Below are 21804 nucleotides of genomic sequence, written 5' to 3'. Positions count from 1 at the left end.
CAGATCGCTCCCGGCATGAAGTGCATCGCGCACTTCAAAGCTGAGCGTAGATCCGCTGCATGGTTTCGTCTGTCGGACCGTAGCCCTGCCGTGGGCCGGGGAACGTTTTCTGCGTCTCAACGGCCTGGGCAACTTTCCCAACGTCGAACAGCCGGAATGCGGGCCGATCCAGCGGCTTACGCGCATTCGATTGCTGCCAGGCGCGCAATACCAGACTCCCTGCAGTACTCACCCCGTAGCGGTGGGGTTCGATCAGGCGCGGGCCTGTCCCGTCGTACCAAATCTCTAGAACACGGCGGTCTCTAATGGCATCACGAATCAAAACGTCCCATCTCATTGCCTGCCCCTTCCAAATGTCGGTGAACGTGAGAACACCCATTTTAAGGCGCTGAGAGCTGACGGCGACACCTTGGCTGGACTCAGCGCGCACATCCCCGGCGACACCACTACGCCGCCGGCTCCTGGTGCCATCTCCATTGGGCCTGTGGATTGCTGACATGGGCACCGCTACTTCGATCCTGATCTTGATCGCCGCGTTTACGTGGTTGCTGATGTTGATTACAGGCTGCTGCATTGGCGTGTGGCTGATCTGGCGCCGCCGCGCAATGCGGCAATGGATCGCGGACTTTGACCAGAGTCTGGAGCGCGAAGAGCGCTTGCGGGCCAACTTACAACGCCGCTATCGGTTCAGACCGTAGGCGGATATCGGTGTGCACACGGCTAGGGTAGCTCCCGAAGAGATGGACTCCTCCACCCATCCTGCCGCAGTGCCTTCTTTGTGGAGTGAGGGAGGTTCTATGCAAGTTCCACGTATGGTTATGCCGCTTTCCAACTATCAAGACAGCGCTGGGGCGGAATACGAGGTCGTCCTCTATCAGGCTGTGCACGAGGAAGAGCCGCGGATCAAGGTATTGAAGTGGGCGGCAGGCGTTGAGACACCGATCCATTGGATGGATTTTTCCATTGCCGGCCAGTTGCAGATTGAGTTGAAAGACGAACCTGTGCGTCAGGTCGTTGGGGATTCGACAGATACGGCCGAGCTGAGCGCCGAGCGCGCGAGCGACGCAATCAAATTGGCACTGCGCTGCTTGCCGCCCACTGCGGGGCGCTTTCAGATTGTCTGGGTGCCCGACGATGGGCTTCCTTTCTGAGGGGGGCATATGGCAATTGACGCTCGTCTTTCCGTGGGCCTGGCTTCGCACCCGAAGACCAAGAAGCTGATCCGCCGTGTCGGTGGTGATGGCGCATGGCGCCTGGTCTGCCTATTCCTGTGGTGCGCGGCCAATCGGCCCGATGGCAATTTGGTTGGACTGTCCGACGAAGATATCGAGCTGGCTGTGGATTGGGCCGGCGATGAGGGCGCGTTCGTCGCGGCGCTGCACGACGTTGGCTTTCTCGATGGCGATGAGTTGAGCAGGGAAATACACGACTGGGCCGAGCACAATCCGTGGGTGTCTGATTCGGGAGCCAGAAGCGAAAAAGCGCGGTGGGCCGCCTTATGCAAACGGTATGGCCGCTCTGGTGCTGCCCAGCGCATGCCGGAGTACGCCAAGCGCATCGACATGGCAAGCGGCGAGGTTGCTAAAGCCAGCCAGGAGCATGCCACTAGCACGCAAGCCGCAGTGCCTGAAGTTGCTAGGACCATGCTTGAAGCACTGCCAGAAAGTGCTAACAGCATGCCCGGCGCACTGCTAGATTCTGCTAGTAGCATGCCCATAGCAGAATCGGGCAGTGCCCCATCTCCATCTCCATCTCCATCTCCATCTCTAAAAGATAAAACCCCTTTGTCGGCTTGCGCCGACCGAGGAGCCGACGGAGAACCCTCGGAACGGACGCCGCCGCCGAAACCTGACGATGTGCAGGAGGTCTTCGCCTACTGGCAGGAGGCGATGAGTTCACCTCGTTCTGTGCTGGACGACAAGCGGCGCAAGGTCATCCGAACCGCGTTGAAGGCGGGGCATAGCGTCGACGACCTGCGCCGGGCTATTCGCGGTTGCAGCAAGACGCCGCACAACATGGGCCTGAACGACCGGGGGGAAAAGTACAACGGGATCGAGCTGATCCTGCGATCTGCCGACCAGATCGACAGGTTCATTGCAAACGACACGGGCGGAGATTCGGCAGGTGTGGGCGACCGAGTCGCAGTGATGGCGGCTCTTCAGGAGCGGTTTCCTGGCGCGAGTGTGACTCAGCTTGACGGGGGGCGGTACCGCATCGGCAATCGCTTCTTCGACGCTATCGGCAACGCGGAGCCCGTGCTGTGAAAACTCTCGAAGACTTCGGAATCGATCTGCGCGGCCGTTCGGGTGTCGAGGTCAAGACCACCTGCCCGAAATGCTCTTCCAGCCGGAAGAAGAAGAACTACCCCTGCCTGTCGGTCAACACGGACAAGGGCTTGTGGAACTGCCACCACTGCGGTTGGGGTGGATCGCTGGGGCATGGCGAAGAACGCCGTCCCGATGCGCCGAAGATCTACCGCAAGCCCGAGTACGTGGTGAACCGTACGGACTTGCCACAAGCGGTCGTGGACTACTTCGCCGGACGTGGCATCAGTCAGGCCACGCTGCTGCGCAACTGCATCGGCTACGGCTCGCAGTACTTCCCGCAGGTTGAGGAGGAGCGAACCTGCGTGATGTTCCCGTACCTGGACGGCGATGAGGTGATCAACGTCAAGTACCGCACCGGCGACAAGCTGTTTCGGCTTGCGTCGGGGGCGAAGCGTGTGCTGTACGGCTTGAATGACGTGGATGCGGTATTGATCTGGGTCGAAGGCGAGATGGACAAGCTGTCCGTGGAGGAGGGCGGTTTCAAAAACTGTGTCTCGGTGCCCGACGGCGCGCCTACCCCGGACACGAAGAACTACGACAGCAAGTTCGATTTTCTTGACTGTGCACAGCTCGCAAACGTCCGCGAACACGTCATCGCTGTGGACGACGACGCGCCGGGCCGGCGCCTTCAGGAAGAGCTGGTCCGCCGGCTCGGTAGGGATAAGTGCCTGATCGTGACCTGGCCGGAAGACTGCAAGGACGCAAACGATGTGCTTATCAAGCTTGGCCCCGAAGCCTTGCAGAAGTGCATCGAAGACGCGCAGCCGGTGCCGATCGAAGGCACCTACTCGGTGACGGACTTCCGTTCGGAAATCCTTCGTCGCTACGATGGTGAGGTACGTCGCGGAACCCCCACCGGGTGGCAGGGCATGGACGGGCATTACACCGTGCTAGAGGGCGAATGGACACTGGTGACCGGCATCCCTGGCCATGGCAAATCCGAATGGCTGGACGCGCTGGCGGTCCACTTGGCGCAGCATCACGGCTGGAACTTCGGTGTGTTCTCGCCTGAGAACTTCCCCGCGGACTATCACAGCGAAAAGCTGATGGAAAAGTTCATCGGCAAACCGTTCGCCGCAGGCCCGAGCGAGCGTATGGACGTGGCTGAGTTGGACAGCGCGATGGATTTCTTGGCTGATCACTTCACGTTCATGATGCCGGAATCGCCCAGCCTCGATGCCCTTCTGGAGCAGGCTAGTCGCTTGGTGACTCGCAAGGGCATCCGCGGGCTGATCATGGACCCGTGGAATGAGATCGAGCATGGGCGCGCGGCGGGGCAGACCGAGACGGACTACATCTCCCTGGCCCTGTCGAAGATCCGTAAATTCTGCTGGGCGCATGGCGTGCACACGTGGGTCGTTGCGCACCCGGCCAAGCTCTACAAGGACAAGGAGTCCGGCGATTACCCCATTCCCACACCTTACGACGTATCCGGCTCGGCACATTGGCGCAACAAGGCCGACAACTGCATAACGGTGTACCGGCACGTCAAGGACGAGCATAAGCCGGTGGAGATCCACATCCAGAAAATTCGCAAGAAGTTCGTAGGTCGAGTGGGGATGGTTGAGCTCCATTACGACCGCGTGACTGGGCAATACCGCGACTACGCGCACTTCACGCGGCCACCGATCTATTCCATGCAAAACCGGGGGGCCGCGTAACCGGCCCCACTTCGCCTGCCGTTTGTGCAGGTTCACTGCCAATGAAGTACATCGCCGCCGCTATTGCGGAGGGGCGTTGCGCTTGCCCAGATGCCAGCTTAAGCGGCTCTGCGGTTGAGCTTGTGGCGCGCTTGTTGCGCGTCCCTCCCTACAACCCTGGAATCGTTTAAGGACTGATCATGCTCGATCACAGCAACCCGGAAACATGGCTGGAAATCCCGTATCAAGAGCCGGACACCAATCCTGTCAAAGCCGAGAAGGAGCGGCGCAAGCAGGCTCAAGCTGTCGAGTTGGGGGCATCCTATTCACCTTGCAGGTGCTGGCGCTGCCGCGGGGGCGTGGCGCTTGCTGATCGCCCCACGTTGGATCGTCTGCTGGCGAAACATCTGATGACGCTCAGTGCGCCGGAGCGCGGGCAATGGCTGCTCATGTGGGCAGGGCACCCGCGCCATGGCGCGGACGCGCGGGAGCAGCTGAATACGTGGGTGCGCATCGCTTCTGGTAGCGGTGAAGCGGAGCCGGAATACCCCGTTTACTCGATGCCGGAGGAAGCATGAGCGAACGCATTGCGCCGTTCGCGCGCCTGGCCGTAGCGCTGGCCTACGCCTTCAGCGACGAGCGGCACACCACCAATCGGCCAGCGATGTCCCGCGCTGCCGACACCCGCCTGGGCGAGCCTGGCCCGCTCTCCGGCATGGATGGGGCCGCTGAAATCGGCAAGGTCCGGCAATTCCTGGAGCGCGGCATTCAACCGCTTCATTTCGCCGCGTTATACGCCCGCTACGGCCAGCGGAAAGCCTGCTGCAAGCACTGCAATACGGAGGGCGACCACCCCGAGTGGGTAGGTGCGCTGTACAAGGTTGCGGCCGCACTGGGCGAATACCTGACGATGCGCACCGCCCACAGCGAACTGCTGTACGCGCTTGTGCGCCGCTACTACGATAGCGGTAGCGTGCGAACACATCAGGCCCTGGCGGATGCGTACGCTTGCAAGGTGCGCAGCGTCGAACGGGCCAGCGCGAGGACTGCCGACTGGTTGCGCGGCACGCGCGCGAAGAAGGGCGCTGAGCCGATCTACGGTGTAGAACAGGCGGCGCATGCAGCAGCTGAAAAACTCCTGCGTGACGGGGGGTTTATCCCGTAATCATTGACAGTGGCGAAAACGCCCGCCATAATCATCGATAACGGATTTCCTCAGAAGTCCGCCCCCAAGAAGCCCGCCAGCGAAAGCAGCGGGCTTTTCCCATTTGCGCGCGCCTTGGAGGTAGCTTCGGGGTGGCAAGCGCTCTAAACGGTCGCGAGATCTGAGGGCTACTGGCTATCGTCTACTCGGGTCGTAGGTGTGATGCTGCTACTTGCACGATAGTGCCATTTGGCAGCCGATATTGACCATGCCCAAGCCAGTCGACACGTTGCCCGTCCGGTAGGCAGCAGTAGAAGAAGGACGGCGCCTCCTCCCCGGGCAAAAACTGACAGCGCCTTTCGATTCGGTACGTAGTACCGTCGTCGGCAGCGGCTATTACCTCAACAATTTGCTTGCTGTGGTTGCTAGTCATCACGCACCTCCTATCGGACCGATGCATCGCATAGTGCAATTGGGGCATCCATCGAATTGGACGTCAATACGGCTTTACGCCACATCCAATGCTATTGCAATGCAGCACTTCACCGCTCATTCCTGCCCTGCCCGGGAACCCGGCCGGGGCGTTCGCATCGGAGATTTTCATGTTGCAAATGAAATGTGATCGTTGCCAGGGCTACTTCCGCAACTTCCAGCAGACCGTACGCCGTGGTGTCGATACGTACTGTGTCCAATGTGACGCGGCTATCAAAGCTGGTACGTCCCCGCAGATGTATGGCGAGGAGCCGCCGCCCAACTCGGTTTTTGAAACACCATCGGAGTTGCATCAGGCCGGTTCGTAAGCACAGTTTTGCAGCGTGGCGTAGTGATTACACGCCGGGTGCACAACACGATAGCGCTGGTTCAACTCCTGCCGCCGCAACCGCGGTTCGCTTAGGATCTGTTTTCAGCAGTCCATTCAGAGATACCATCCTGCACGTCGTGAAGGAAAGCGCTGCTTTCGACGGTCTGGCCCGAATTGGGTACTGCAAGTTCGATCAGACATTCCACGGTGTGCGCGAACCACTCGACATTTGAACCCATGGGCGGGATTGCATGTGTGTGCGCAATGTAGCGGACCGCACGTGTGAGGATATTCGGATCCCGATCCATGCCCGCAATGTATTCGATGTAGTGTGCACACCGTTGCATCAGTTTGTGCGTGTAGGTCTCCACCACGTCTGCTGAGGCCTCCCGGCCGGTCCATAGCGTAGCTTTGGCCACTTCCCTATAGGCGGCTTCCAACTCGGCGTAGTTCATCTTTGTCATGTCGTATTCCTATCTATACCAGCGAAATGTCGAGGTGACGCCCAAGTTCATGAAACGCAGCCTCAATGGCCTCCAGTTTTGAACTGTGCGATAGGTCCAGCAAGCGATCCACTTGCGGGTTGTGGATACCCAGGCGGCGCGCCAGTTCGGTCTTACGAACGCCCTGACGGACCATTTCGTTAGAGAGCAGAACCTTTGCCGTAGGCAGGGCACCCAGCGTTATGCTGCCGTCTCCTACTGCTTCAGGCAGGGGGATTGGGCGGCGCGCGTCGATATACATCTGAAGCACGGCTTCAAGTCCTTCTGTAGCGCTGGATTGCTGATCGTGCTCGCCTTCACTTACGGATGCGCCTTCCGGCAGATCCGGGTACTGAATCAGGTTCGTGCCGTTAGTGTCCGGCGTCAGGGTGTAGCAGTAGGTCAACATGGTTTGTAATCTGTGACGTGGTGGCGCTCAAGGAACGCGTAAGAGGCTGCCTTGGGCACGGGTACGGGATCGCCGCCGCCGGGCGGCACGGAGTCGGGCTGGACGAAAGAGTGCCACCCTTACCCGATGCATAATGCAGTCAGATAACAGTAGGGGCAGCGAATGAGTGATCTACTTGACTGGGTGGAAAAGGCGTCCGTAGAGAATTTCAAAGTCCAGCATCAAACCGCTGATATCCTCGCAAAAGAGGCGGCGACGACGTTGACGGTTCTTCTTGCAGGACTGGGTGCTGGGACCGCATACGCGGTCAAGGTGGTCGCTGGCGAAGTCTCAGGACCCATTGCCTATGGGGCCATAGCGTTCACCATTTACTTGCTCTTGCTCAATGCTGTATTGGTGTTGAAATGCCTCATGATTCAGCCAATACCTTCGATATTCAATGAGCCCAAGAACTTGTTGAACTATCAGTACACGTTCAACGAGATACGCCAATTCCAACTTAAAAATATGCAGGAAGGGATCGAGGAGGCGGGCGCAAGGAATGGCCGCGTCGCTCGTTCCCTGAATCGGATAAGACTAGCAGCGGTTGCTAGCCCAGGCTGGTTTCTTATGGCTTTCGGTTTCCATTATTGGGAGTCGGCGTGGACGGCGATCTCGTCGGGGGGGGCGAACTAGGGCGAGGGCTAGGGTCTCGAGTGTTCGGCTGCGGGCTGCGCCATACAGGACCAGGCTTAGGGATTGGGTTGTCAGACATTCAAATCTCCAAAAGGGGGGAGAACTGGAGCATCTTGCGGCCTTAGCCTTGAGCGAACACGATCAGCTTCCAACGGATATTTCCCTGCGTGGCGTTGTGCTGATGGTGATTCTGTGGGGGAAACGGGTCGCTTTTGTTAGATGCGATCTCTTTTCCGCAGCCTTCGCAGCGATAGATTCCTGAATTTGGATTGATGTCGCCAGGGCTATAAATCGTGTCGTACTGGGCGTTGTCACCCTTAGTCAGGTAAACGTCGTACTTGTAATGTGCCATCTCTGACCTCAAGTTAAGTTACCAACGTAGAAATAAGTAACTTAACACGATGCATCTAGGCGCGTTTACGCGGTGTGCACGCCTGGTCATACAGGCAGCGGGATTAATTTAACATTCAGTGCAGGGAGTGATATTCCCTTGAAACGACCAACAAAACCGGCGATAACGGATTCTAAGAAGCTCGTCCACGAACCCGCCACATCAAAGTTGGCGGGTTCTTTGCATTCAGTACCTCTGATCGCAGCTTGTCGTGTGTGGTGTTTTGGGCTACTGCGGCGCATTCCAAACGGAATGCCAGCTAACCTCATTCTAGCGCCTTGCTGTTTAACTCCTTCCATGCCTTCAGCCAAGCTTCTGCTGAGTTTTTTTTGTTGAGAGCGTCTATCTGGCGCGCGAGGTCATTTAAGCTCACCAACCCATCCGTAAGTTCCTCCTGTACAGCGAGCCTGGGTTCAGGGGCGCACACAGGAATCCATCCGAAGTTCACAATCTCGGCATCTCGCGTCAGAGCATCCTCCTCGTCGATAGGAAAATCTAGCAGATTTACTTCCTTAAGGTATTGCCCCACCGGGTAGACGACATATCGGAATGTATTGCGAAACGCTTCATCAAGGCGTTTAGCGGCACTCGAGACTGGGAGCCCTAATAAGTGCAAGTGAATCCACAACTTCTGACCGCTGTAGGTCGGCGGTTTTAAAAATCTATCCACTGACTGCTGGGATCGATGGCCAAGGCTACGATTTAAACAATCGACTTTTTCTTTCAAGCGCTTGAGCGACGTGGTGTCAACCTGCGCATTAGTCAGTCCGTGGCTGTAAACGCGTCTTTCGATAGCCTCCACTATCCACAAGCGGGCAGCGTCTGCAATCTGATTTGGCGCATCCTCATATCTTTCTGATAACTCAATTTCCAACTTGTGATGAGCACTGGAGGGGTTTTCATTTTTCTGGGTTTCGATCGGAGGCATAGTGGGGGAGACCGTACGGAAAACTTGCGAGTCACCGAGTATATGTGAGCCTCATAGAAGATTGATTGAATAGGCTTCAAGATTGCTAGCCGCGGTTTAGGGCCCAACATTTTCTAAGGGAGCGAGTGGTATGTTTGTCCGCGTATCGGCACGTCGGCTGGATGGTGGAACACGGTTGACAGAGGCCACCGAGGGCCGTGCGTAGGGCATGACGCTCGGGTGGTTGAGCATCGCCGCCGGGCGGTGTGTAGTTGATGGCACCCGGCAAGAACATAAGGGGAACAGGATGGCGCTCAAGACATTCAAGCCGCGCATAGCAATGGCTGGAGCCAAGCTGATCACAGCACCCGCGACCCGAGCGACAGCGGTCTGGGTGCAGGTGGTCCACTGATGCCCACCCGCCCCGGAAAATTGAAGCGTGTGGTGTCTACGGCGAGGCATGAGCCTGAGCCCCCCGCGTACGGTCAAGGCCGCGGCGGTCGGCCCTGGCGCCGGCTGCGTGATCAGATCATGGAGCGCGACGGCGGGCTGTGTCAGTGTGAGAGTTGTCGCGCGCGGTTGCTTCCGCGTGTGGCCCATGAGGTTGACCACATCGATAGTTCGCGGGACGCGTCGGGGAAGCTGAACGATCACCCGAACAACCTGCGGGCGATGAACCGAGACTGCCACGCCGAGAAGACCCAAGCCGAAGCCCTGCGCGCAAGGGGCCGGAAAACCGGCCCTGCCACCCCGGATTCGTGACCTGAGGGGGGGAGAGGCGAAAGTCGGGCCGATTTTGACGGACACCCGACGCCCAGCCTTTTTTTTGCGCAGTCACATCAGAAAAACGAGTTTTTTTGGAGGCAATATGGCCCCACCGAAGAAGCCGGTCTCGCTGAAAGTAGTGGCCGGCACATCGCGTGCGGACCGAGACGCCCAGCCCGAAGCCCCGGCCGTTGAAATGCCGCTGGTCTTGGATGTGCCGGAGGCTCCTGAGTGGTTGCCGAACAAGCACGCCGAGGCTGAGTGGAATCGGCTTACCCGCATCTTGCATTCGAACCGCCTGCTTACCGAAGCGAGTCTGTCGCCGCTGGCGATGCTCTGCGCGTTGCACGGGAAGCTGGTGCAGCTATGGATGGCAGGCGAGACCCCTACCGGTCACATGCTCGCGCAGTACCGTGCCCTGGTTGGCGAATTCGGGCTCACGCCTGTTGCCCAGGGCAAGGTGAGGGGTTCTGCCCCTGCTGAGAAGACCGGCAACAAGTTCAATACCAATGGGAAGCGCCGCAGCGCGTGATTATGTCGGCATCGCCACCAAGTACGCACAGGCGGCGGTGGCCGACAAGGGCCGCAAGAAGCACGGGCGTTGGATACGTCTTGCGGCGAAACGATTCCTGGATGATCTGAAACGGGCAAGGCGTCGCGGCACGGAATTCTTCTTCGACGAGTGGCACGCGAACGACGCATGCGATTTCATCGAAAAGCTGCCGCACGTCGAAGGCAAGTGGGAAACTCCCACCATCGTCATGCACCCGAGCCACATTTTTTTCGTGGTTCAGCTGTTCGGTTTCCGGCGGCGCGAGGCAATCGCGGTCGAGGGCTGGGGTGACGACAACACATTCCATCCCCGGCGCTTCACGTCGGCGCTGTTCGCGGTGGCGCGAAAGAACGCCAAGAGCACGCTTGCCTCAGCGATCCTGTTGTACTGCCTGTGCTGCGAGCCAGAAGAGGGCGCGCAGGTTATCAGCGCGGCAACTACCTTCGACCAGGCCAGCATCATCTTCCGCGCCTCGAAGCGCATGGTGGAAAAAACGCCGGACTTGGCAGAAGCCTTCGGCCTAGCCACATGGGCGAAGTCCATCAGCCGCTTCGAGACGGGCAGCAGCTACAAGGCGGTTCACGCCAAGGCCAGCACGCAGGACGGTCTGAACCCATCTCACACCGGCCTGGACGAGATCCATGCACACAAGACGGCCGATCTGTTGAACGTGCTGCAGTCTGCGGCGGGGGCACGTGCAAACCCACTGTGGCTGTTCACCACGACCGAGGGTTACACGAACGCCGGCCCATGGGCCGAGATTCGAGCATTCGTGTTCGCGCTACTACGGGGGGTGTTGGGAACGCAGGCCGACCACTTCCTGGCCTTGTTCTACGCCCTGGACAACGAAGACAAGTCCGCGAAGATTACGCAGGACGACGAGTTCGACGAATCGAAGTGGATCAAGGCGAACCCGCTGCTGGACGTCAATCCGCACCTGAAGGCGGCTATCCGAAAGGAGGCCGTCGAAGCCAAGCAGATGCCGTCCAAGCTGGCCGAGTTCCGCATCAAACGGTGCAACAGGCCAGCATCGACCGCCAGCGGTTGGGTTGATCTGACCAAGTGGGCCAAGTGCGGCGGTGCTGTCGACCTGGACTGGCTGGCAGGCTATCCATGCTGGGGCGGCCTGGACCTAGCCAGTACCACAGACATCGCCGCATTCCGTCTGTTGTGGCTTGTCGACGGCGTCTGGTACACGCACGGCTGGCGCTGGGTGCCGACCGAGGCGGTCAAGCAGCGCACCGAACGCGCCACTGTGCCGTATGCCGGGTGGGTGGAGGCTGGCTACCTGCTCCCGACCGAGGGTGACGTGACTGATTACTCAGTCATCGAGCGCGACATATTGGCCGCGGTGCAACGGTTCGACCCGCAGCAGATCGCGTACGACTCCTGGAACGCATCGGACCTGGTGAACCGTCTGGTGGCGGCGAGCGTCCCCATGGTGCAGTTTGTGCAGGGCACCAAGAGTTACCACCCTGCGATGCAGGCTCTCGAACTGGCCTATGTGGGCGGCAAGTTGGTTCATGGCGGGGATCCGGTGCTGACATGGTGCGCTTCGAACCTGGTGGCGCGTCGCGACGTGAATTTGTCCATGGCACCGGACAGAAAGCGTTCAGCGGACAAGATCGACGACATGGCGGCGCTGCTGATGGCCATGGGCCTGGCCGTAGCGACGGATGACGGCGAGGACCTCTCAGACTTCTTCAGGAATGCGGTGATCGGATGAAACAGAAAGCGAAGGTCGGCCGGCTACGCGCCGCGGTGCTGGGTTGGCTGGGAGCGCCGTTCGGTCTCACCGATGCGGATGCATGGTCACGGCTCGGTGTCAGCAGCTCAGCGGGCGTAAACGTCAATGATCGAAACGTCTTGCAGCTATCTGCTGTATGGGCGTGTGCTCGGTTGATTTCGGAGACCATGGGCACGTTGCCGCTTGGCATGCATGAGCGTACCAGCGCTGGCAAACGGCCAGCCCCACAACATCCCCTGCACTTCATCATCGGCACTCAGCCAAATTTCGACACCATCTCATCGGTATTCTGGGAGTCGGTGGTGACAGCGATGCTGCTGCGAGGTAATGCGCGCTGCGAGAAACTCATGGTTGGCGACCGAGTAGTGGGGCTGAATTTTCTGTACCCGCCGCGCCTGACGTTCTCGCGTAAAGGCGATGGCACCAAGGAGTACCGGTACACAGAAAACGGGCGGCAGCGCATTATTCCGACCTCGCGGATCTGGACGATTCCGGGGTGGTCGCTGGACGGTCAAACCGGCGCCTCGGTCATCCAGTACGGCGCGCAGGTGTTTGGCTCTGCGTTGGCTACCGACGAGGCCGCAGCCGGCGTGTTCAAGCGCGGGTTGATGCCTACTACGTGGTTCAAGTACCCAAGGATCATGAAGGAGAACCAGCGCGAAGAAGCCCGGGAAATGATCGAAGGACGGCTTTCTGGCGCGGTCAATGCGGGCCGTCCGGCCATTTTGGAAGCCGATATGGAAGTCGGCACGCTGGGCATCAATCCGATCGATGCGCAACTTCTGCAATCGCGCGGCTTCAGCATCGAAGAGATTTGCCGCTGGTTCCGTGTTCCGCCCTGGATGGTTGGTCACACAGAAAAGTCCACCAGCTGGGGCGCGGGCATCGAGCAACAAATGATCGGGTTCCTGGTGTTCACCCTGGGACCGTGGCTCAAGCGCATTGAGCAAAGCATCGTTAAGGACCTGCTTACCCCTGCCGAGCGACTGCGGTATTACCCGAAATTCGCTGTTGAGGGGCTGCTGCGGGCCGACAGCGCCGCACGTGCATCCTTCTATTCGGTCATGGTCAACAACGGCATCCTGACGCGCGACGAAGTGCGAGAGCTAGAAGACCGGGCGCCGATGGGCGGGAATGCGGCGGTGCTTACCGTGCAGACGGCGCTTGCACCGCTGGACAGCCTTGGCAGCAACACTGCGGACCAGCAGGCCCGCAACGCGATGGCCAACTGGCTGAAAGACATGATGGCCTCGACGGCCGACACCTGAGGTACTTCCAATGAGCAAAAAGAACCTGCCGGCGGCGCCGGCTGGTCGCCCGTGCGCGGCCGTGTCGTCCTACATGTCACCGCGTGCCCTGGAACGCTGGGACGCGGGCGTACGTGCTGCTGTAGAGGACGAAGCGGAGCGGACCATCAGCGTCTACGACGTGATCGGATACGACTGGTGGACCGGCGAAGGGGTGACCGTCAAGCGCATCGCTGGCGCCCTGCGCAGCATGGGCGCGGGCCCGGTGACGGTCAACGTCAATAGCCCCGGTGGCGATATGTTCGAAGGTCTGGCCATCTACAACCTGCTGCGCGAGCATCAGGGGGAGGTGACCGTCAAGGTGCTGGGTTTGGCAGCCAGTGCCGCCTCCATCATTGCCATGGCAGGTGACACGGTGCAGATCGCGCGCGCCGGCTTCCTGATGATTCACAATTGCTGGGTGATGGCCCAGGGCAATCGCCATGACCTGCGCGAGTTCGCAGACACAATGGAACCCTTCGATGCTGCTATGGCTGACATCTACGTCGCGCGTAGCGGCCAGGATCTGGCCTACGTTCAACGCCAGATGGACGGCGAAACGTGGATAGGCGGCAGTCAGGCGATCGACCAAGGCTATGCCGACGAGCTTCTGTCGTCCGACCAGGTTGGCAAGGGCACCAGCGGCACCTCGGCCAGCGCCGTGCGCCGAATCGAATCGGCAATGCGGGCAGCAGGCCTGCCGCGCAGCGAGGCCCAGCGCCTGATCTCTGAATTCAAGTCCAGCCTGAGCGATTCGGCTGGCAGCGGTGTGCGTGATGCCGCCGGACGCGGCACGGGTCACCCGGCTGCTCTTAATACCACGGCCGATCTGGCCGCATCCCTCGCAACCATCCTGAATTAAGGAACACGTAATGACCCCGGAACAGCAGATCGAACAGATCAACGCCAACCTGAAAACTGTCAGCGACCAACTGAAGAGCATGGCCGAAACCGCCAACGCGCGCGGCACGATGGACCAGAAACTGCGCGCCGATATCGACAAGACCCTGACCACGCAGGGTGAACTGCAGGCCCGCCTGGCCAGCGCCGAACAACTCCTGGCGAAGGTCCAGAATGGTGGCGGCGAAGGCGCACGGCCCAAGTCGATGGGCGAGCAGTTCAGCGAGCGCGAGGACTTCACCGCCTTCGCCTCCAATCCGCGCGGTAAGTTCCGTGCGCCCGTCAGCGCCGAGATCAGCACCGGGACGGCCGGCGACCTGGTCGTGCCCCAGCGTGTGCCCGGCATCGTCGCGCCGCCCAACCAGCAGTTGCGCGTGCGTGACCTTCTCAGTTGGGGACGTACCTCGTCCAACGCGGTGGAATTCGTGCGGGAAACCGGCTTTACGAACAACGCCGCACCTGTGGCCGAAGGCACCCTCAAGCCCGAGTCGACGCTGACGTTCGAAGATGCCTCGGCGCCCGTGGCCACCATCGCGCATTGGATCCGTGCGACGAAACAGATCCTGTCCGACGTACCGATGCTGCAGTCTTACGTCGACGGTCGCCTGCGCTACGGCCTGAAGCTGGTCGAAGACCGTCAACTGCTCAAGGGCAGCGGTGTGGGCCTGAACATCGACGGTGTCTATACCCAGGCCATCGCCTACGCCAACCCTGGCGTGGTCGTGCAAGCCGAGAATCGCCTGGACCGCCTGCGCCTCGCTCTGTTGCAGGCCGAGCTGGCCGAGTATCCCGCTGACGGCATCGTGCTGTCGCCCATCGACTGGACGGCGATCGAGCTGCTGAAGGACACGACGAACGGCTACCTGTTCGCCAATCCGCGCTTCGTCACGCAGGCTGGCCTGTGGGGGCGCTCCATCGTCACGACCACGGCCATGGGCGCGGGCGACTTCCTGGTCGGCGCCTTTGCCATGGGCGCGCAGGGCTGGGACCGCGAGGACGTGAATCTGACGGTTTCGCTGGAAGACCGCGACAACGTCGTCACCAACCGCGTGACCCTGTTGGTTGAAGAGCGCGTGGCGCTGACCGTATTCCGGCCTGAAGCGTTCGTGAAGGGCGGCTTCGCCGGTCTCGACGTGCCGGCAGGCGGTTGAAGCCAATGGGCGGCGGAGGGCCGCCGCCCGTCTACCAGGAGATATACATGGAAGTGAAGGCAATATCCCCCTTCGAACACATGGGCACGCGCCGCCGTGGTGATGTGTTCGAAGTGTCCGAGCGAATCGGCGAGCGTCTGGTCCAGAAGGGGCTGGCGGAGTTCGTCTCGCCGACGGTCAAGGAAGCCGCATCCAGCAACCCTGCAGGCGATTCCTCCGGAGCCAGCGAGCCGAGTGATACTTCGCGGCGCGCTCGAAGCAAGAAGGATTGATCATGTCCGTGCTCAGCCTCGAAACTGCGAAGCGGTTCCTGGATGTCATTCACAACGCCGATGACGCGAAACTGCAAATGCTGCTGAATAGCGCTGAGGACGAGGCGGTGCAGTACATGAACCGGGGGCTGCTGGAGCCAGTACCGGCTGTGGTGCTGGTCGATGGCGTGCGGGTGGCTGCTGATCCGCTTCTTGCTCCACCTGACAGCATGCTGCTGGGTGTGATGCTGCTTCTCCAGGCCACCTACCAAGCCAGCCCCGACGATATCGCCAAGCTGCGCACCGCGGCCGAAGTGAAGCTGGCGCCGCATCGCATTGGATGGGGGGCGTGATGCTGGCTCATCGACTACGGCACCGCGTGACCTTCGAGACGAAGGGGGAGCCCCTGCGCGACGAAAACGGCTACATCGTGCCCGGCAGCGGCGGCTGGCAGCCCGTGGTGCTGGACGATGGTTTGCGGCTCGAAGATGTGCCTGCCGAAGTGCTCACCGGCGCCGGCCGGGAGTTCCAAGGCGGGAACGCGACGCAGGCGGAGATCAGCGCACGGGTGAACCTGCGCTGGTTCCCGTCGAGCCCTACCGTGATTGCGTCCTGGCGCCTGCGCTGGGACAGCCAGATTTTCAATATCCAGTCCGCCGAGACGGACCCCACGGCGCGCCGCGAATGGCGCCTGCGCTGTGTGGATGGACCGAGCGAGGGCCAATAGCCATGCCTATACAGTTTCCGCCAACGCGAAGCCCGACAACGGGGGGGCGCGCCACACACTCGCAGATGGAGCGCATCGAAGCAGGGCAGGTGCGCATCGAGCAAAAGTTGGACCTGCTGCTGGAGGCGCTGGCCGCCGACGATGAGCAGGATGAGTCGCCCGCAATGACGCTGGACGGAGAGCTGGCAGGCGAGGCCAGGCCGGAAGGAGAGCCGCTGTGAAGGTAGAAATGAAGTTGCGCGGTGTCGATGATGTGATGCGCACGCTTCAGTCGCTGCCAACCGAGATCGTCTCCAATCGCGGCGGTCCGGTGAAGACGGCGCTGGCGCGTGGTGCCCGGTATCTGCGAGACAGGGCCAAGGAAAACCTGCTGGCCTCGATCGCGCAGAGGGGAGACGAATCCACCGGCCTGCTGTTGCAGAACGTCATCGCCAGCCGCGGCAAGCCGCCTACTGGCAGTAAGGGCGAGCGTTACCTAGTGCGCGTTCGCCAGAAGACTTACGCACGCAAGGGTAAGGAACCCGTGACGACTCGCAAGACGGCGGCGCTGATGGAATACGGGTCCAGTCACCAGCCTGCGAAACCATGGCTTAGGCCTGCGGTCCAGCAGCACGGTCAACGAGTCATCGAACTGGTGAGCGCAGATGTTGTAAGTCAGATCAGCAATGTAGTCGCCAAGGCCCGGCGAGAAGGGAGGCTGTGATGCTGGCTCCGGTATTCAAGACTCTCAACACGATAGCGGTACGTGGTCATGTCGGCGACGATCCAAGGATCTACGGATCGGGCATGGCGCCCCAGGGTACGCCTACTCCGTACATCACCTGGTTTACGGTCATTGATAACCCCTACGACCAGTTAAGCGGGCCTCCAGACGCCGACAACGGCACGGTCCAAATCGACTGTTGGGCAGGTCCAACCGATGACCAAGAGGCCGCTTGCATATCGCTGGCTGGGGCAGTGCGCGATGCGCTAGACGTCGCCGGCGTCGCCAATCGCATCATCATCCACACCCGCGAGACGGATACGAAGCTGTTTCGCATTGGACTGCAAGCCGACTTCATCAGGAGCCGGTAGGCCGTCAATTTTTGCAGAACCATCAGCCCGCCATGTGCGGGCCTTTTTTTGTGAGGTCATCATGACTGCTGGCATTATCAAGACCCAGGGCACCCACTTGTTCGTGCTCAATACCCTGGCCACCCCGGACCCGGTCATCCTGAAGATGGCCTGCCCCACGGGTATCACAGGCTTGGGGGCGGGCACCAAGTCGCAGATCGACGTTACCTGCCTGGATGCTATCGAGGATCAGGAGTTTGTTCCGGGTCTGGGCGCACCTGGTCAGGTGTCGGTCCCCTTCAACTTCATTCCGACTGCGGAATCGCATCAGGGCGTACTGACCACGCTTAAGGAATCCGGCGCGGTTCTGGAATGGATCGTTGGCTTCTCCGATGGCATTGCCCCTCCGACCATCCTCGATGACACGATGGTGTGGCCAGCGGCACGCACCGCAGCCCGCATCCAGGCCTACATTGCTGAGGTGACGATCGATGCTGCCACCAATGACCGTGTCACCGGCAATCTGACGCTGCAGCGTTCGGGCAAGGTTGACTGGAACTTCAAGCCGGCGGCTTAAGGGGGCGACATGGAAAAGCATGAACTGCCAGACGCCATGTTCGTCAGCGACGAGGTCGTGGCCCGTGAGGTCGAGTTGGGCGACGGCAAGAAGCACACGCTGAACTTCAAGGCGATCAGCCACGTGGAGTTCAACAAATGGGTCGCCGCGCTGACGTCCCCAGACGAAGACGTCCGCGATCGTGCCCACAGCCGCTTGGTCGTCGCCAGCATGGTGACGCCTGAGGGCAAGCCAGCGCTGAGCCTGGACCAGGCGAACCGCATAAAGCCCAAGGTTCTGCGCAAGCTGTCGGATGTGATCGCCGAGGTCAACGACTTCGCGGATCTGCGGGGAAAAGGCTAACGGGCGAGGTCCGCTTCTGGCACATCCTGGCCCTGGGCCTGGGGCGGACCGTCGGAGAGCTGAAAGCAACGTTGACGGAGGCCGAATTTCGATCCTGGCAGCAGTTTTACCAGGAGTCTCCCTTCGACGACCTACACCGCTACCACCGCCCCGCGGCCATGTTGGCTCAGGTCCAGGTTGGCGGGGACTTCCCAGCACGCCTGGATTGGCTGGTGGGTGGCATGGGTCTTCGGCAAGACGATGACCAGACGCCGTTGCTTTCGGATCAGTTTTCAGAAGCGGACTTAAAGACGTTCGCCGCCCTTGGAATGAGGCCCTCACGGGCATAGGTACATCACATGTCTACTGCCGGATCAATTGTCGTCGACCTGCTGGCTCGGACCGGCAGTTTCGAGACCGACATGGATCGCGCTGCCCGCACCACCCGTCGGGCGGGGCGAGAAATGGAGCAAAGCGCCGAACAGGCCGGTTCCTCCTGGACTCGCGCCTCTGCCTTGATGGGAGCGGCGTTTGCCGGTATCTCGGTGGGCACCGCGCTGACCGCGTTCGTCCAGAACACGATCAATGCTCAGAACGAGCAGGCGCAGCTGGTCGCGGTACTGGAGTCAACTGGCCGCGCCGCGACAATGAGCGCCGACAGCCTGAACGCTATGGCCGATGCGATCGAGTCGACCAGCACTGTCTCGGCCGGCGAGGTGACCGAAGCGCAGACTGCCCTGTTGGCGTTCACCGGGGTTGCGGGCCAGGAGTTCCCGCGTGCAATGCAGGCGGCAGCGGACATGGCCGCGCGGACCGGTATGACGATTCGTGCTTCCGCCGAGACCATTGGTCGAGCGCTGGATATTCCTTCGCAGGGGCTGGCGGCATTGAGCCGGCAGGGGTTCCGCTTCACTGAGGAACAGAAGGCGATGGTGGAGCAGTTGGAGCTCTCCGGTCGCACTGCGGAGGCGCAGGGTGTGGTGTTGCGCGCGCTTGAAGAGAGCTATGGCGGAGCCGCCGCCGCCGCGCGAGATACATTGGGTGGAGCGCTGATCGGTCTGCGCAATACGGTGTCTGCATTACTGACCGATGAAAGCGGCAGCCTGAGCGGGCTGCGGTCGGTCATTGAGGCGGTGAATGATGCGCTGGGTTCGGACGCCGCTCGGGATGGACTCAACGCGCTGACGATGGGAGCCGGTGCCTTGGCGGTGGTACTCGGTACCAGATTGACGGCCGCAGCTTTGTCGTCGGCGGGAGCGTTCGCTAGCGCCAATATTGAGGCAGCGCGCTACCAAGCCACGCTTGCGCGGATGGCAGGTGTGAGTGCCCCAGCTGCCGCAGGGTTGGCGGGTATCGGCGCCGTGGCGCGGGCTTCCAGTGCGGCTCTCGCCCTTGTGGGCGGCCCAGTAGGGGCGGTTACGCTCGCGCTTGTCGGCGCCGGCTATGCGTGGAGCCAGTATGGCCGGGATGCGCGCGACTCAGCTTCGGCTGGCGCGCGGGAAGTGGCCGATACCAAGCGAAGCGTGGATGAGTTGGTGACGTCGTTCAAGGAGCTGAACAACCTGCAGCGCCAGCAAGTAATCAGCATCAAGACGGACGACCTGAACGCGGCGCTCAAGGAAAGCCAAGCCGCCGTTTTCGAACTTGGAAATGCGTTCAAGCCGGCGTTAACTGAGGGAACTCGCGCCGCCGCCCAGTACCGCGCTGACTTTACCGCTGAAATGAAAGCGGTGGCCTCCAATACCAGCCTGTCATCTGAGCAAATGGCAGACTCCCTTGCAGCCTTGGTCGAGTCATATATCTCGTCGGGTCGCGCCAGCGAATCGAGCCGCGGACGCTTGATAGAGCTTGCACAGAAGGCAATCGAAACGTCGGGGAGCGTGGCGGGCTTGCGCCAGGAGATCGAGGCGCTGACGGGTGCGCAGGCCGCCGCGGCGAGCGGCGTGGCGCCAGTCATCAACGAGTTGGATAAGTATCGGGCCGCCTACGACAAGTTTTTGAAGGAATTCGCCACGCCCGGCGAGCGGCTTAAGGGGGCGGAGAAGGAGTGGCGTGACGCGCTGGGGCCGTTGTTCGATAACGATGCGCAGAAGCGGCTGAATGACCGGTTCCTGCCGAAGGGGGGCGCCGAACAGGCGAGCGAGTTGGCAAGCTTGATTAAGCGTCTTGAAGAGCAGCGTGCGACGCTGGGCATGACTTCCGACGCCCAGGAGCGTTATCGCATCGAACAGGCTAAGGGGACGGATGCGCACCGTTCACGAGCGCTAGCGCTGTTCGAAGAAATCCATGCTTGGAAGGAGGCCGAAGAGGCCACTAAGAAGGCCGCCGAGTCTGCGCGCTTCTTCGACGCCATCCAGCGTGAGATCGACCTCTACCAGCGTGAGCGCGACATCGATGTTGCGGGCGTCGGGCTGCCCGACCAGCAGCGCGAGCAGATGGAGCAGGAAGTAGCAATCCGGCGGGAATATGCCGAACGGCGCCGAAAGCTGGAAGAAGATCAGCAGCTCGAATCCACGCGCTTAGCCACGTCTGCGTATGAAGCGCGGATCGAAGCTCTGCGAGTTGGCGAAGAACGGCAAGTGGAAATCTTGCAGGACTCCGCGGCCCGCAAGCGTGAGGCGGAGTCCTCGTGGCAGTTAGGCATGGAGCGAGGGCTGGGGAACTACGCAGACAGCGCCAAGAATGTGGCGTCGTCTATGGAAGGTGCGGTGACGAACGCATTTTCCGGCATGGACGATGCGCTGTCTGGGTTTGTCCGCAGCGGCAAGCTGAACTTCGGCGACCTGGCCGATAGCATTATTTCGGACATGGCCCGGATCGCCATCCAGCAGAGCATCACCGGACCTCTGGCTGGCGCCCTGGGAAGCGCATTGGGCAGCTGGATGGGCGGCGGCGGTTCCACAGTGTCGGGCGCAAACATGCCGGGTATCGGCGGCACCGCCGGCGGCTTGCTAAATGGGATCCAGTTCTCAGCTGGTGGCTACACCGGGGATGGCGGCCGGTTCGAACCCGCCGGGGTCGTGCACCGCGGCGAGGGCGTACTGAACCAGGACGAGATCCGTGCCCTAGGTGGCGCCAGCGGCTTTAACGCTTTGCGGCGCTCCATCCGAACCGGGCACGCTGCGGGTGGAATGGCTGGCTCTCCAGCGCTGCCACCGCCTGTTGCTCGTTCCCAGACGGGCGGCGACCTTCGAGTGGAAATCATCAACAACGGCACGCCGCAGCAGGCAACGGGCGCGAATCGTAGCTTTGACTTGAACGGGGAGGTGATCAGCATTTTCGTGAACGACTTGCAGCGAAATGGCCGGTCCGCCCAAGCGGTGCGCGGCGTAATGGGGGGGGGGTGATATGGCGGTATTTCCGAGCTACGCAAAAGTGCTTCTGGCGGGGTTTAAAGAAGATGCCGACTACGGCGTGTTGCGAACTGACATGGACGGCGGCATTGCGAAGCAGCGCCCGCGTTGGACTACGCCCATCGTCACTCGTGACGTGACTATCCATGTTTCGAGTGTCGAGCAGAAAAACGCATTCGACGCATGGATAAGGTCTGACTTGAACGGTGGCGCGGGGTGGTTCGACTGGACTGACCCGCTTGACGCGGTACTCAAACAAGCACGGTTCGTGTCAGGGAAGGTTTCCTGGTCTAGCCCTGGCAGGGTATGGCGGGCAACGGCTCAAATGGAAACGGTGGGCTGA

At 60.8% G+C, this 21804-nt stretch carries 30 protein-coding genes; 25 read left to right on the top strand and 5 right to left on the bottom strand.

Features of this window, described 5'->3' with window-relative positions; translation table 11 throughout:
• Positions 1–34: 34 nt before the first annotated feature.
• On the bottom strand, positions 35–337 hold the full coding sequence (locus RAS12_RS12000; protein WP_306948672.1) for a hypothetical protein: 303 nt from the start codon (positions 335–337) through the stop codon (positions 35–37).
• Positions 338–497: 160 nt separating this feature from the next.
• On the opposite strand from RAS12_RS12000, the gene RAS12_RS11995 reads away from it, so the two are divergent.
• The 7 genes from RAS12_RS11995 (at position 498) to RAS12_RS11965 (ending at position 5911) form a co-directional block, all read left to right on the top strand.
• The gene (locus tag RAS12_RS11995) at positions 498–698 is read left to right on the top strand and encodes a hypothetical protein (RefSeq protein WP_306948671.1); all 201 of its coding nucleotides are present in this window, start codon (positions 498–500) and stop codon (positions 696–698) included.
• Positions 699–740: 42 nt separating this feature from the next.
• Positions 741–1151 (top strand): hypothetical protein, encoded by a 411-nt coding sequence (locus RAS12_RS11990; RefSeq protein WP_306948668.1) that lies wholly within the window; start codon positions 741–743, stop codon positions 1149–1151.
• Positions 1152–1160: 9 nt separating this feature from the next.
• The gene (locus RAS12_RS11985) at positions 1161–2264 is read left to right on the top strand and encodes a hypothetical protein (protein ID WP_306948666.1); all 1104 of its coding nucleotides are present in this window, start codon (positions 1161–1163) and stop codon (positions 2262–2264) included.
• On the top strand, positions 2261–3988 hold the full coding sequence (locus tag RAS12_RS11980) for a toprim domain-containing protein (RefSeq protein ID WP_306948664.1): 1728 nt from the start codon (positions 2261–2263) through the stop codon (positions 3986–3988). Before RAS12_RS11985 ends, RAS12_RS11980 begins: the two co-directional genes overlap by 4 nt.
• A gap of 179 nt (positions 3989–4167) precedes the next feature.
• On the top strand, positions 4168–4545 hold the full coding sequence (locus RAS12_RS11975) for a hypothetical protein (RefSeq protein WP_306948662.1): 378 nt from the start codon (positions 4168–4170) through the stop codon (positions 4543–4545).
• Positions 4542–5132 carry a hypothetical protein gene (locus RAS12_RS11970; protein ID WP_306948660.1) on the top strand — a complete coding sequence of 197 codons (591 nt, stop codon included), beginning with the start codon at positions 4542–4544 and terminating at the stop codon, positions 5130–5132. Before RAS12_RS11975 ends, RAS12_RS11970 begins: the two co-directional genes overlap by 4 nt.
• A 581-nt stretch (positions 5133–5713) precedes the next feature.
• Positions 5714–5911, top strand: coding sequence for a hypothetical protein (locus RAS12_RS11965; protein ID WP_306948659.1), 198 nt, complete (start codon positions 5714–5716; stop codon positions 5909–5911).
• Positions 5912–6002: 91 nt separating this feature from the next.
• On the opposite strand, the gene RAS12_RS11960 is transcribed toward RAS12_RS11965, so the two are convergent.
• Positions 6003–6377, bottom strand: coding sequence for a hypothetical protein (locus RAS12_RS11960; RefSeq protein ID WP_306948657.1), 375 nt, complete (start codon positions 6375–6377; stop codon positions 6003–6005).
• Between the two features lie 13 nt (positions 6378–6390).
• Complete coding sequence (locus tag RAS12_RS11955; protein WP_306948656.1) at positions 6391–6804, bottom strand: type II toxin-antitoxin system HicB family antitoxin; 414 nt, start codon at positions 6802–6804, stop codon at positions 6391–6393.
• A gap of 162 nt (positions 6805–6966) precedes the next feature.
• Here RAS12_RS11955 and RAS12_RS11950 point away from each other — a divergent pair, with 162 nt between their 5' ends.
• Positions 6967–7479, top strand: coding sequence for a hypothetical protein (locus tag RAS12_RS11950; RefSeq protein ID WP_306948655.1), 513 nt, complete (start codon positions 6967–6969; stop codon positions 7477–7479).
• A gap of 121 nt (positions 7480–7600) precedes the next feature.
• On the opposite strand, the gene RAS12_RS11945 is transcribed toward RAS12_RS11950, so the two are convergent.
• Both RAS12_RS11945 and RAS12_RS11940 read right to left on the bottom strand, forming a co-directional pair.
• On the bottom strand, positions 7601–7831 hold the full coding sequence (locus tag RAS12_RS11945; protein WP_306948653.1) for a hypothetical protein: 231 nt from the start codon (positions 7829–7831) through the stop codon (positions 7601–7603).
• Between the two features lie 304 nt (positions 7832–8135).
• Entirely contained in the window at positions 8136–8798 is a 663-nt protein-coding gene (locus tag RAS12_RS11940; RefSeq protein WP_306948651.1) for a hypothetical protein, read from the bottom strand.
• Positions 8799–9188: 390 nt separating this feature from the next.
• Here RAS12_RS11940 and RAS12_RS31065 point away from each other — a divergent pair, with 390 nt between their 5' ends.
• The 17 genes from RAS12_RS31065 (at position 9189) to RAS12_RS11865 (ending at position 21804) form a co-directional block, all read left to right on the top strand.
• Entirely contained in the window at positions 9189–9539 is a 351-nt protein-coding gene (locus tag RAS12_RS31065) for an HNH endonuclease (protein WP_371321275.1), read from the top strand.
• A 106-nt stretch (positions 9540–9645) separates the two neighbouring features.
• Positions 9646–10074 carry a hypothetical protein gene (locus RAS12_RS11935; RefSeq protein ID WP_306948649.1) on the top strand — a complete coding sequence of 143 codons (429 nt, stop codon included), beginning with the start codon at positions 9646–9648 and terminating at the stop codon, positions 10072–10074.
• Positions 10052–11821 (top strand): terminase large subunit, encoded by a 1770-nt coding sequence (locus RAS12_RS11930; RefSeq protein ID WP_306948646.1) that lies wholly within the window; start codon positions 10052–10054, stop codon positions 11819–11821. Before RAS12_RS11935 ends, RAS12_RS11930 begins: the two co-directional genes overlap by 23 nt.
• The gene (locus RAS12_RS11925; protein WP_306948644.1) at positions 11818–13110 is read left to right on the top strand and encodes a phage portal protein; all 1293 of its coding nucleotides are present in this window, start codon (positions 11818–11820) and stop codon (positions 13108–13110) included. The genes RAS12_RS11930 and RAS12_RS11925 overlap by 4 nt, the downstream gene beginning before the upstream one ends.
• A gap of 10 nt (positions 13111–13120) precedes the next feature.
• Positions 13121–13990, top strand: a complete 870-nt coding sequence (locus RAS12_RS11920) for a head maturation protease, ClpP-related (protein ID WP_306948642.1) — start codon at positions 13121–13123, stop codon at positions 13988–13990.
• Between the two features lie 10 nt (positions 13991–14000).
• Positions 14001–15179: a phage major capsid protein gene (locus RAS12_RS11915; protein WP_306948640.1), complete on the top strand. Its 1179-nt coding sequence runs from the start codon at positions 14001–14003 to the stop codon at positions 15177–15179.
• Positions 15180–15226: 47 nt separating this feature from the next.
• The gene (locus RAS12_RS11910) at positions 15227–15451 is read left to right on the top strand and encodes a hypothetical protein (RefSeq protein ID WP_306948638.1); all 225 of its coding nucleotides are present in this window, start codon (positions 15227–15229) and stop codon (positions 15449–15451) included.
• Positions 15452–15453: 2 nt separating this feature from the next.
• A complete protein-coding gene (locus RAS12_RS11905) occupies positions 15454–15783 on the top strand; it encodes a head-tail connector protein (protein ID WP_306948636.1) in 330 nt (109 codons plus the stop codon).
• Complete coding sequence (locus RAS12_RS11900; protein ID WP_442538742.1) at positions 15771–16157, top strand: head-tail adaptor protein; 387 nt, start codon at positions 15771–15773, stop codon at positions 16155–16157. Before RAS12_RS11905 ends, RAS12_RS11900 begins: the two co-directional genes overlap by 13 nt.
• 65 nt (positions 16158–16222) lie before the next feature.
• The gene (locus RAS12_RS11895; RefSeq protein WP_306948633.1) at positions 16223–16378 is read left to right on the top strand and encodes a hypothetical protein; all 156 of its coding nucleotides are present in this window, start codon (positions 16223–16225) and stop codon (positions 16376–16378) included.
• Positions 16375–16860: a hypothetical protein gene (locus RAS12_RS11890; protein ID WP_306948631.1), complete on the top strand. Its 486-nt coding sequence runs from the start codon at positions 16375–16377 to the stop codon at positions 16858–16860. The genes RAS12_RS11895 and RAS12_RS11890 overlap by 4 nt, the downstream gene beginning before the upstream one ends.
• Entirely contained in the window at positions 16860–17231 is a 372-nt protein-coding gene (locus RAS12_RS11885; protein WP_306948630.1) for a DUF3168 domain-containing protein, read from the top strand. Before RAS12_RS11890 ends, RAS12_RS11885 begins: the two co-directional genes overlap by 1 nt.
• 61 nt (positions 17232–17292) lie before the next feature.
• Complete coding sequence (locus tag RAS12_RS11880; RefSeq protein WP_306948628.1) at positions 17293–17787, top strand: phage tail tube protein; 495 nt, start codon at positions 17293–17295, stop codon at positions 17785–17787.
• A gap of 9 nt (positions 17788–17796) precedes the next feature.
• Positions 17797–18129 (top strand): hypothetical protein, encoded by a 333-nt coding sequence (locus RAS12_RS11875; protein ID WP_306948627.1) that lies wholly within the window; start codon positions 17797–17799, stop codon positions 18127–18129.
• Positions 18130–18200: 71 nt separating this feature from the next.
• Positions 18201–18458, top strand: coding sequence for a phage tail assembly protein T (locus tag RAS12_RS31130; protein ID WP_442538741.1), 258 nt, complete (start codon positions 18201–18203; stop codon positions 18456–18458).
• A 9-nt stretch (positions 18459–18467) separates the two neighbouring features.
• Complete coding sequence (locus RAS12_RS11870; RefSeq protein ID WP_306948626.1) at positions 18468–21455, top strand: phage tail tape measure protein; 2988 nt, start codon at positions 18468–18470, stop codon at positions 21453–21455.
• A 1-nt stretch (position 21456) separates the two neighbouring features.
• A complete protein-coding gene (locus RAS12_RS11865) occupies positions 21457–21804 on the top strand; it encodes a hypothetical protein (protein WP_306948625.1) in 348 nt (115 codons plus the stop codon).

Origin of the sequence: Achromobacter seleniivolatilans (genome assembly GCF_030864005.1) — a bacterium.
GTDB lineage: Bacteria > Pseudomonadota > Gammaproteobacteria > Burkholderiales > Burkholderiaceae_B > Achromobacter > Achromobacter seleniivolatilans.
Note: the sequence above shows the minus strand (reverse complement) of the source record. Positions and strands in the feature narration are given on the sequence as shown.

What these genes read in the sequence shown, in the direction of transcription:
- RAS12_RS12000 (WP_306948672.1), bottom strand. Translation starts at nt 337, where the DNA reads ATGAGATGGGACGTTTTGATTCGTGATGCCATTAGAGACCGCCGTGTT.
- RAS12_RS11995 (WP_306948671.1), top strand. Translation starts at nt 498, where the DNA reads ATGGGCACCGCTACTTCGATCCTGATCTTGATCGCCGCGTTTACGTGG.
- RAS12_RS11990 (WP_306948668.1), top strand. Translation starts at nt 741, where the DNA reads ATGGACTCCTCCACCCATCCTGCCGCAGTGCCTTCTTTGTGGAGTGAG.
- RAS12_RS11985 (WP_306948666.1), top strand. Translation starts at nt 1,161, where the DNA reads ATGGCAATTGACGCTCGTCTTTCCGTGGGCCTGGCTTCGCACCCGAAG.
- RAS12_RS11975 (WP_306948662.1), top strand. Translation starts at nt 4,168, where the DNA reads ATGCTCGATCACAGCAACCCGGAAACATGGCTGGAAATCCCGTATCAA.
- RAS12_RS11970 (WP_306948660.1), top strand. Translation starts at nt 4,542, where the DNA reads ATGAGCGAACGCATTGCGCCGTTCGCGCGCCTGGCCGTAGCGCTGGCC.
- RAS12_RS11965 (WP_306948659.1), top strand. Translation starts at nt 5,714, where the DNA reads ATGTTGCAAATGAAATGTGATCGTTGCCAGGGCTACTTCCGCAACTTC.
- RAS12_RS11960 (WP_306948657.1), bottom strand. Translation starts at nt 6,377, where the DNA reads ATGACAAAGATGAACTACGCCGAGTTGGAAGCCGCCTATAGGGAAGTG.
- RAS12_RS11955 (WP_306948656.1), bottom strand. Translation starts at nt 6,804, where the DNA reads ATGTTGACCTACTGCTACACCCTGACGCCGGACACTAACGGCACGAAC.
- RAS12_RS11950 (WP_306948655.1), top strand. Translation starts at nt 6,967, where the DNA reads ATGAGTGATCTACTTGACTGGGTGGAAAAGGCGTCCGTAGAGAATTTC.
- RAS12_RS11945 (WP_306948653.1), bottom strand. Translation starts at nt 7,831, where the DNA reads ATGGCACATTACAAGTACGACGTTTACCTGACTAAGGGTGACAACGCC.
- RAS12_RS11940 (WP_306948651.1), bottom strand. Translation starts at nt 8,798, where the DNA reads ATGCCTCCGATCGAAACCCAGAAAAATGAAAACCCCTCCAGTGCTCAT.
- RAS12_RS31065 (WP_371321275.1), top strand. Translation starts at nt 9,189, where the DNA reads ATGCCCACCCGCCCCGGAAAATTGAAGCGTGTGGTGTCTACGGCGAGG.
- RAS12_RS11935 (WP_306948649.1), top strand. Translation starts at nt 9,646, where the DNA reads ATGGCCCCACCGAAGAAGCCGGTCTCGCTGAAAGTAGTGGCCGGCACA.
- RAS12_RS11930 (WP_306948646.1), top strand. Translation starts at nt 10,052, where the DNA reads ATGGGAAGCGCCGCAGCGCGTGATTATGTCGGCATCGCCACCAAGTAC.
- RAS12_RS11925 (WP_306948644.1), top strand. Translation starts at nt 11,818, where the DNA reads ATGAAACAGAAAGCGAAGGTCGGCCGGCTACGCGCCGCGGTGCTGGGT.
- RAS12_RS11920 (WP_306948642.1), top strand. Translation starts at nt 13,121, where the DNA reads ATGAGCAAAAAGAACCTGCCGGCGGCGCCGGCTGGTCGCCCGTGCGCG.
- RAS12_RS11915 (WP_306948640.1), top strand. Translation starts at nt 14,001, where the DNA reads ATGACCCCGGAACAGCAGATCGAACAGATCAACGCCAACCTGAAAACT.
- RAS12_RS11910 (WP_306948638.1), top strand. Translation starts at nt 15,227, where the DNA reads ATGGAAGTGAAGGCAATATCCCCCTTCGAACACATGGGCACGCGCCGC.
- RAS12_RS11905 (WP_306948636.1), top strand. Translation starts at nt 15,454, where the DNA reads ATGTCCGTGCTCAGCCTCGAAACTGCGAAGCGGTTCCTGGATGTCATT.
- RAS12_RS11900 (WP_442538742.1), top strand. Translation starts at nt 15,771, where the DNA reads ATGGGGGGCGTGATGCTGGCTCATCGACTACGGCACCGCGTGACCTTC.
- RAS12_RS11895 (WP_306948633.1), top strand. Translation starts at nt 16,223, where the DNA reads ATGGAGCGCATCGAAGCAGGGCAGGTGCGCATCGAGCAAAAGTTGGAC.
- RAS12_RS11885 (WP_306948630.1), top strand. Translation starts at nt 16,860, where the DNA reads ATGCTGGCTCCGGTATTCAAGACTCTCAACACGATAGCGGTACGTGGT.
- RAS12_RS11880 (WP_306948628.1), top strand. Translation starts at nt 17,293, where the DNA reads ATGACTGCTGGCATTATCAAGACCCAGGGCACCCACTTGTTCGTGCTC.
- RAS12_RS11875 (WP_306948627.1), top strand. Translation starts at nt 17,797, where the DNA reads ATGGAAAAGCATGAACTGCCAGACGCCATGTTCGTCAGCGACGAGGTC.
- RAS12_RS11870 (WP_306948626.1), top strand. Translation starts at nt 18,468, where the DNA reads ATGTCTACTGCCGGATCAATTGTCGTCGACCTGCTGGCTCGGACCGGC.
- RAS12_RS11865 (WP_306948625.1), top strand. Translation starts at nt 21,457, where the DNA reads ATGGCGGTATTTCCGAGCTACGCAAAAGTGCTTCTGGCGGGGTTTAAA.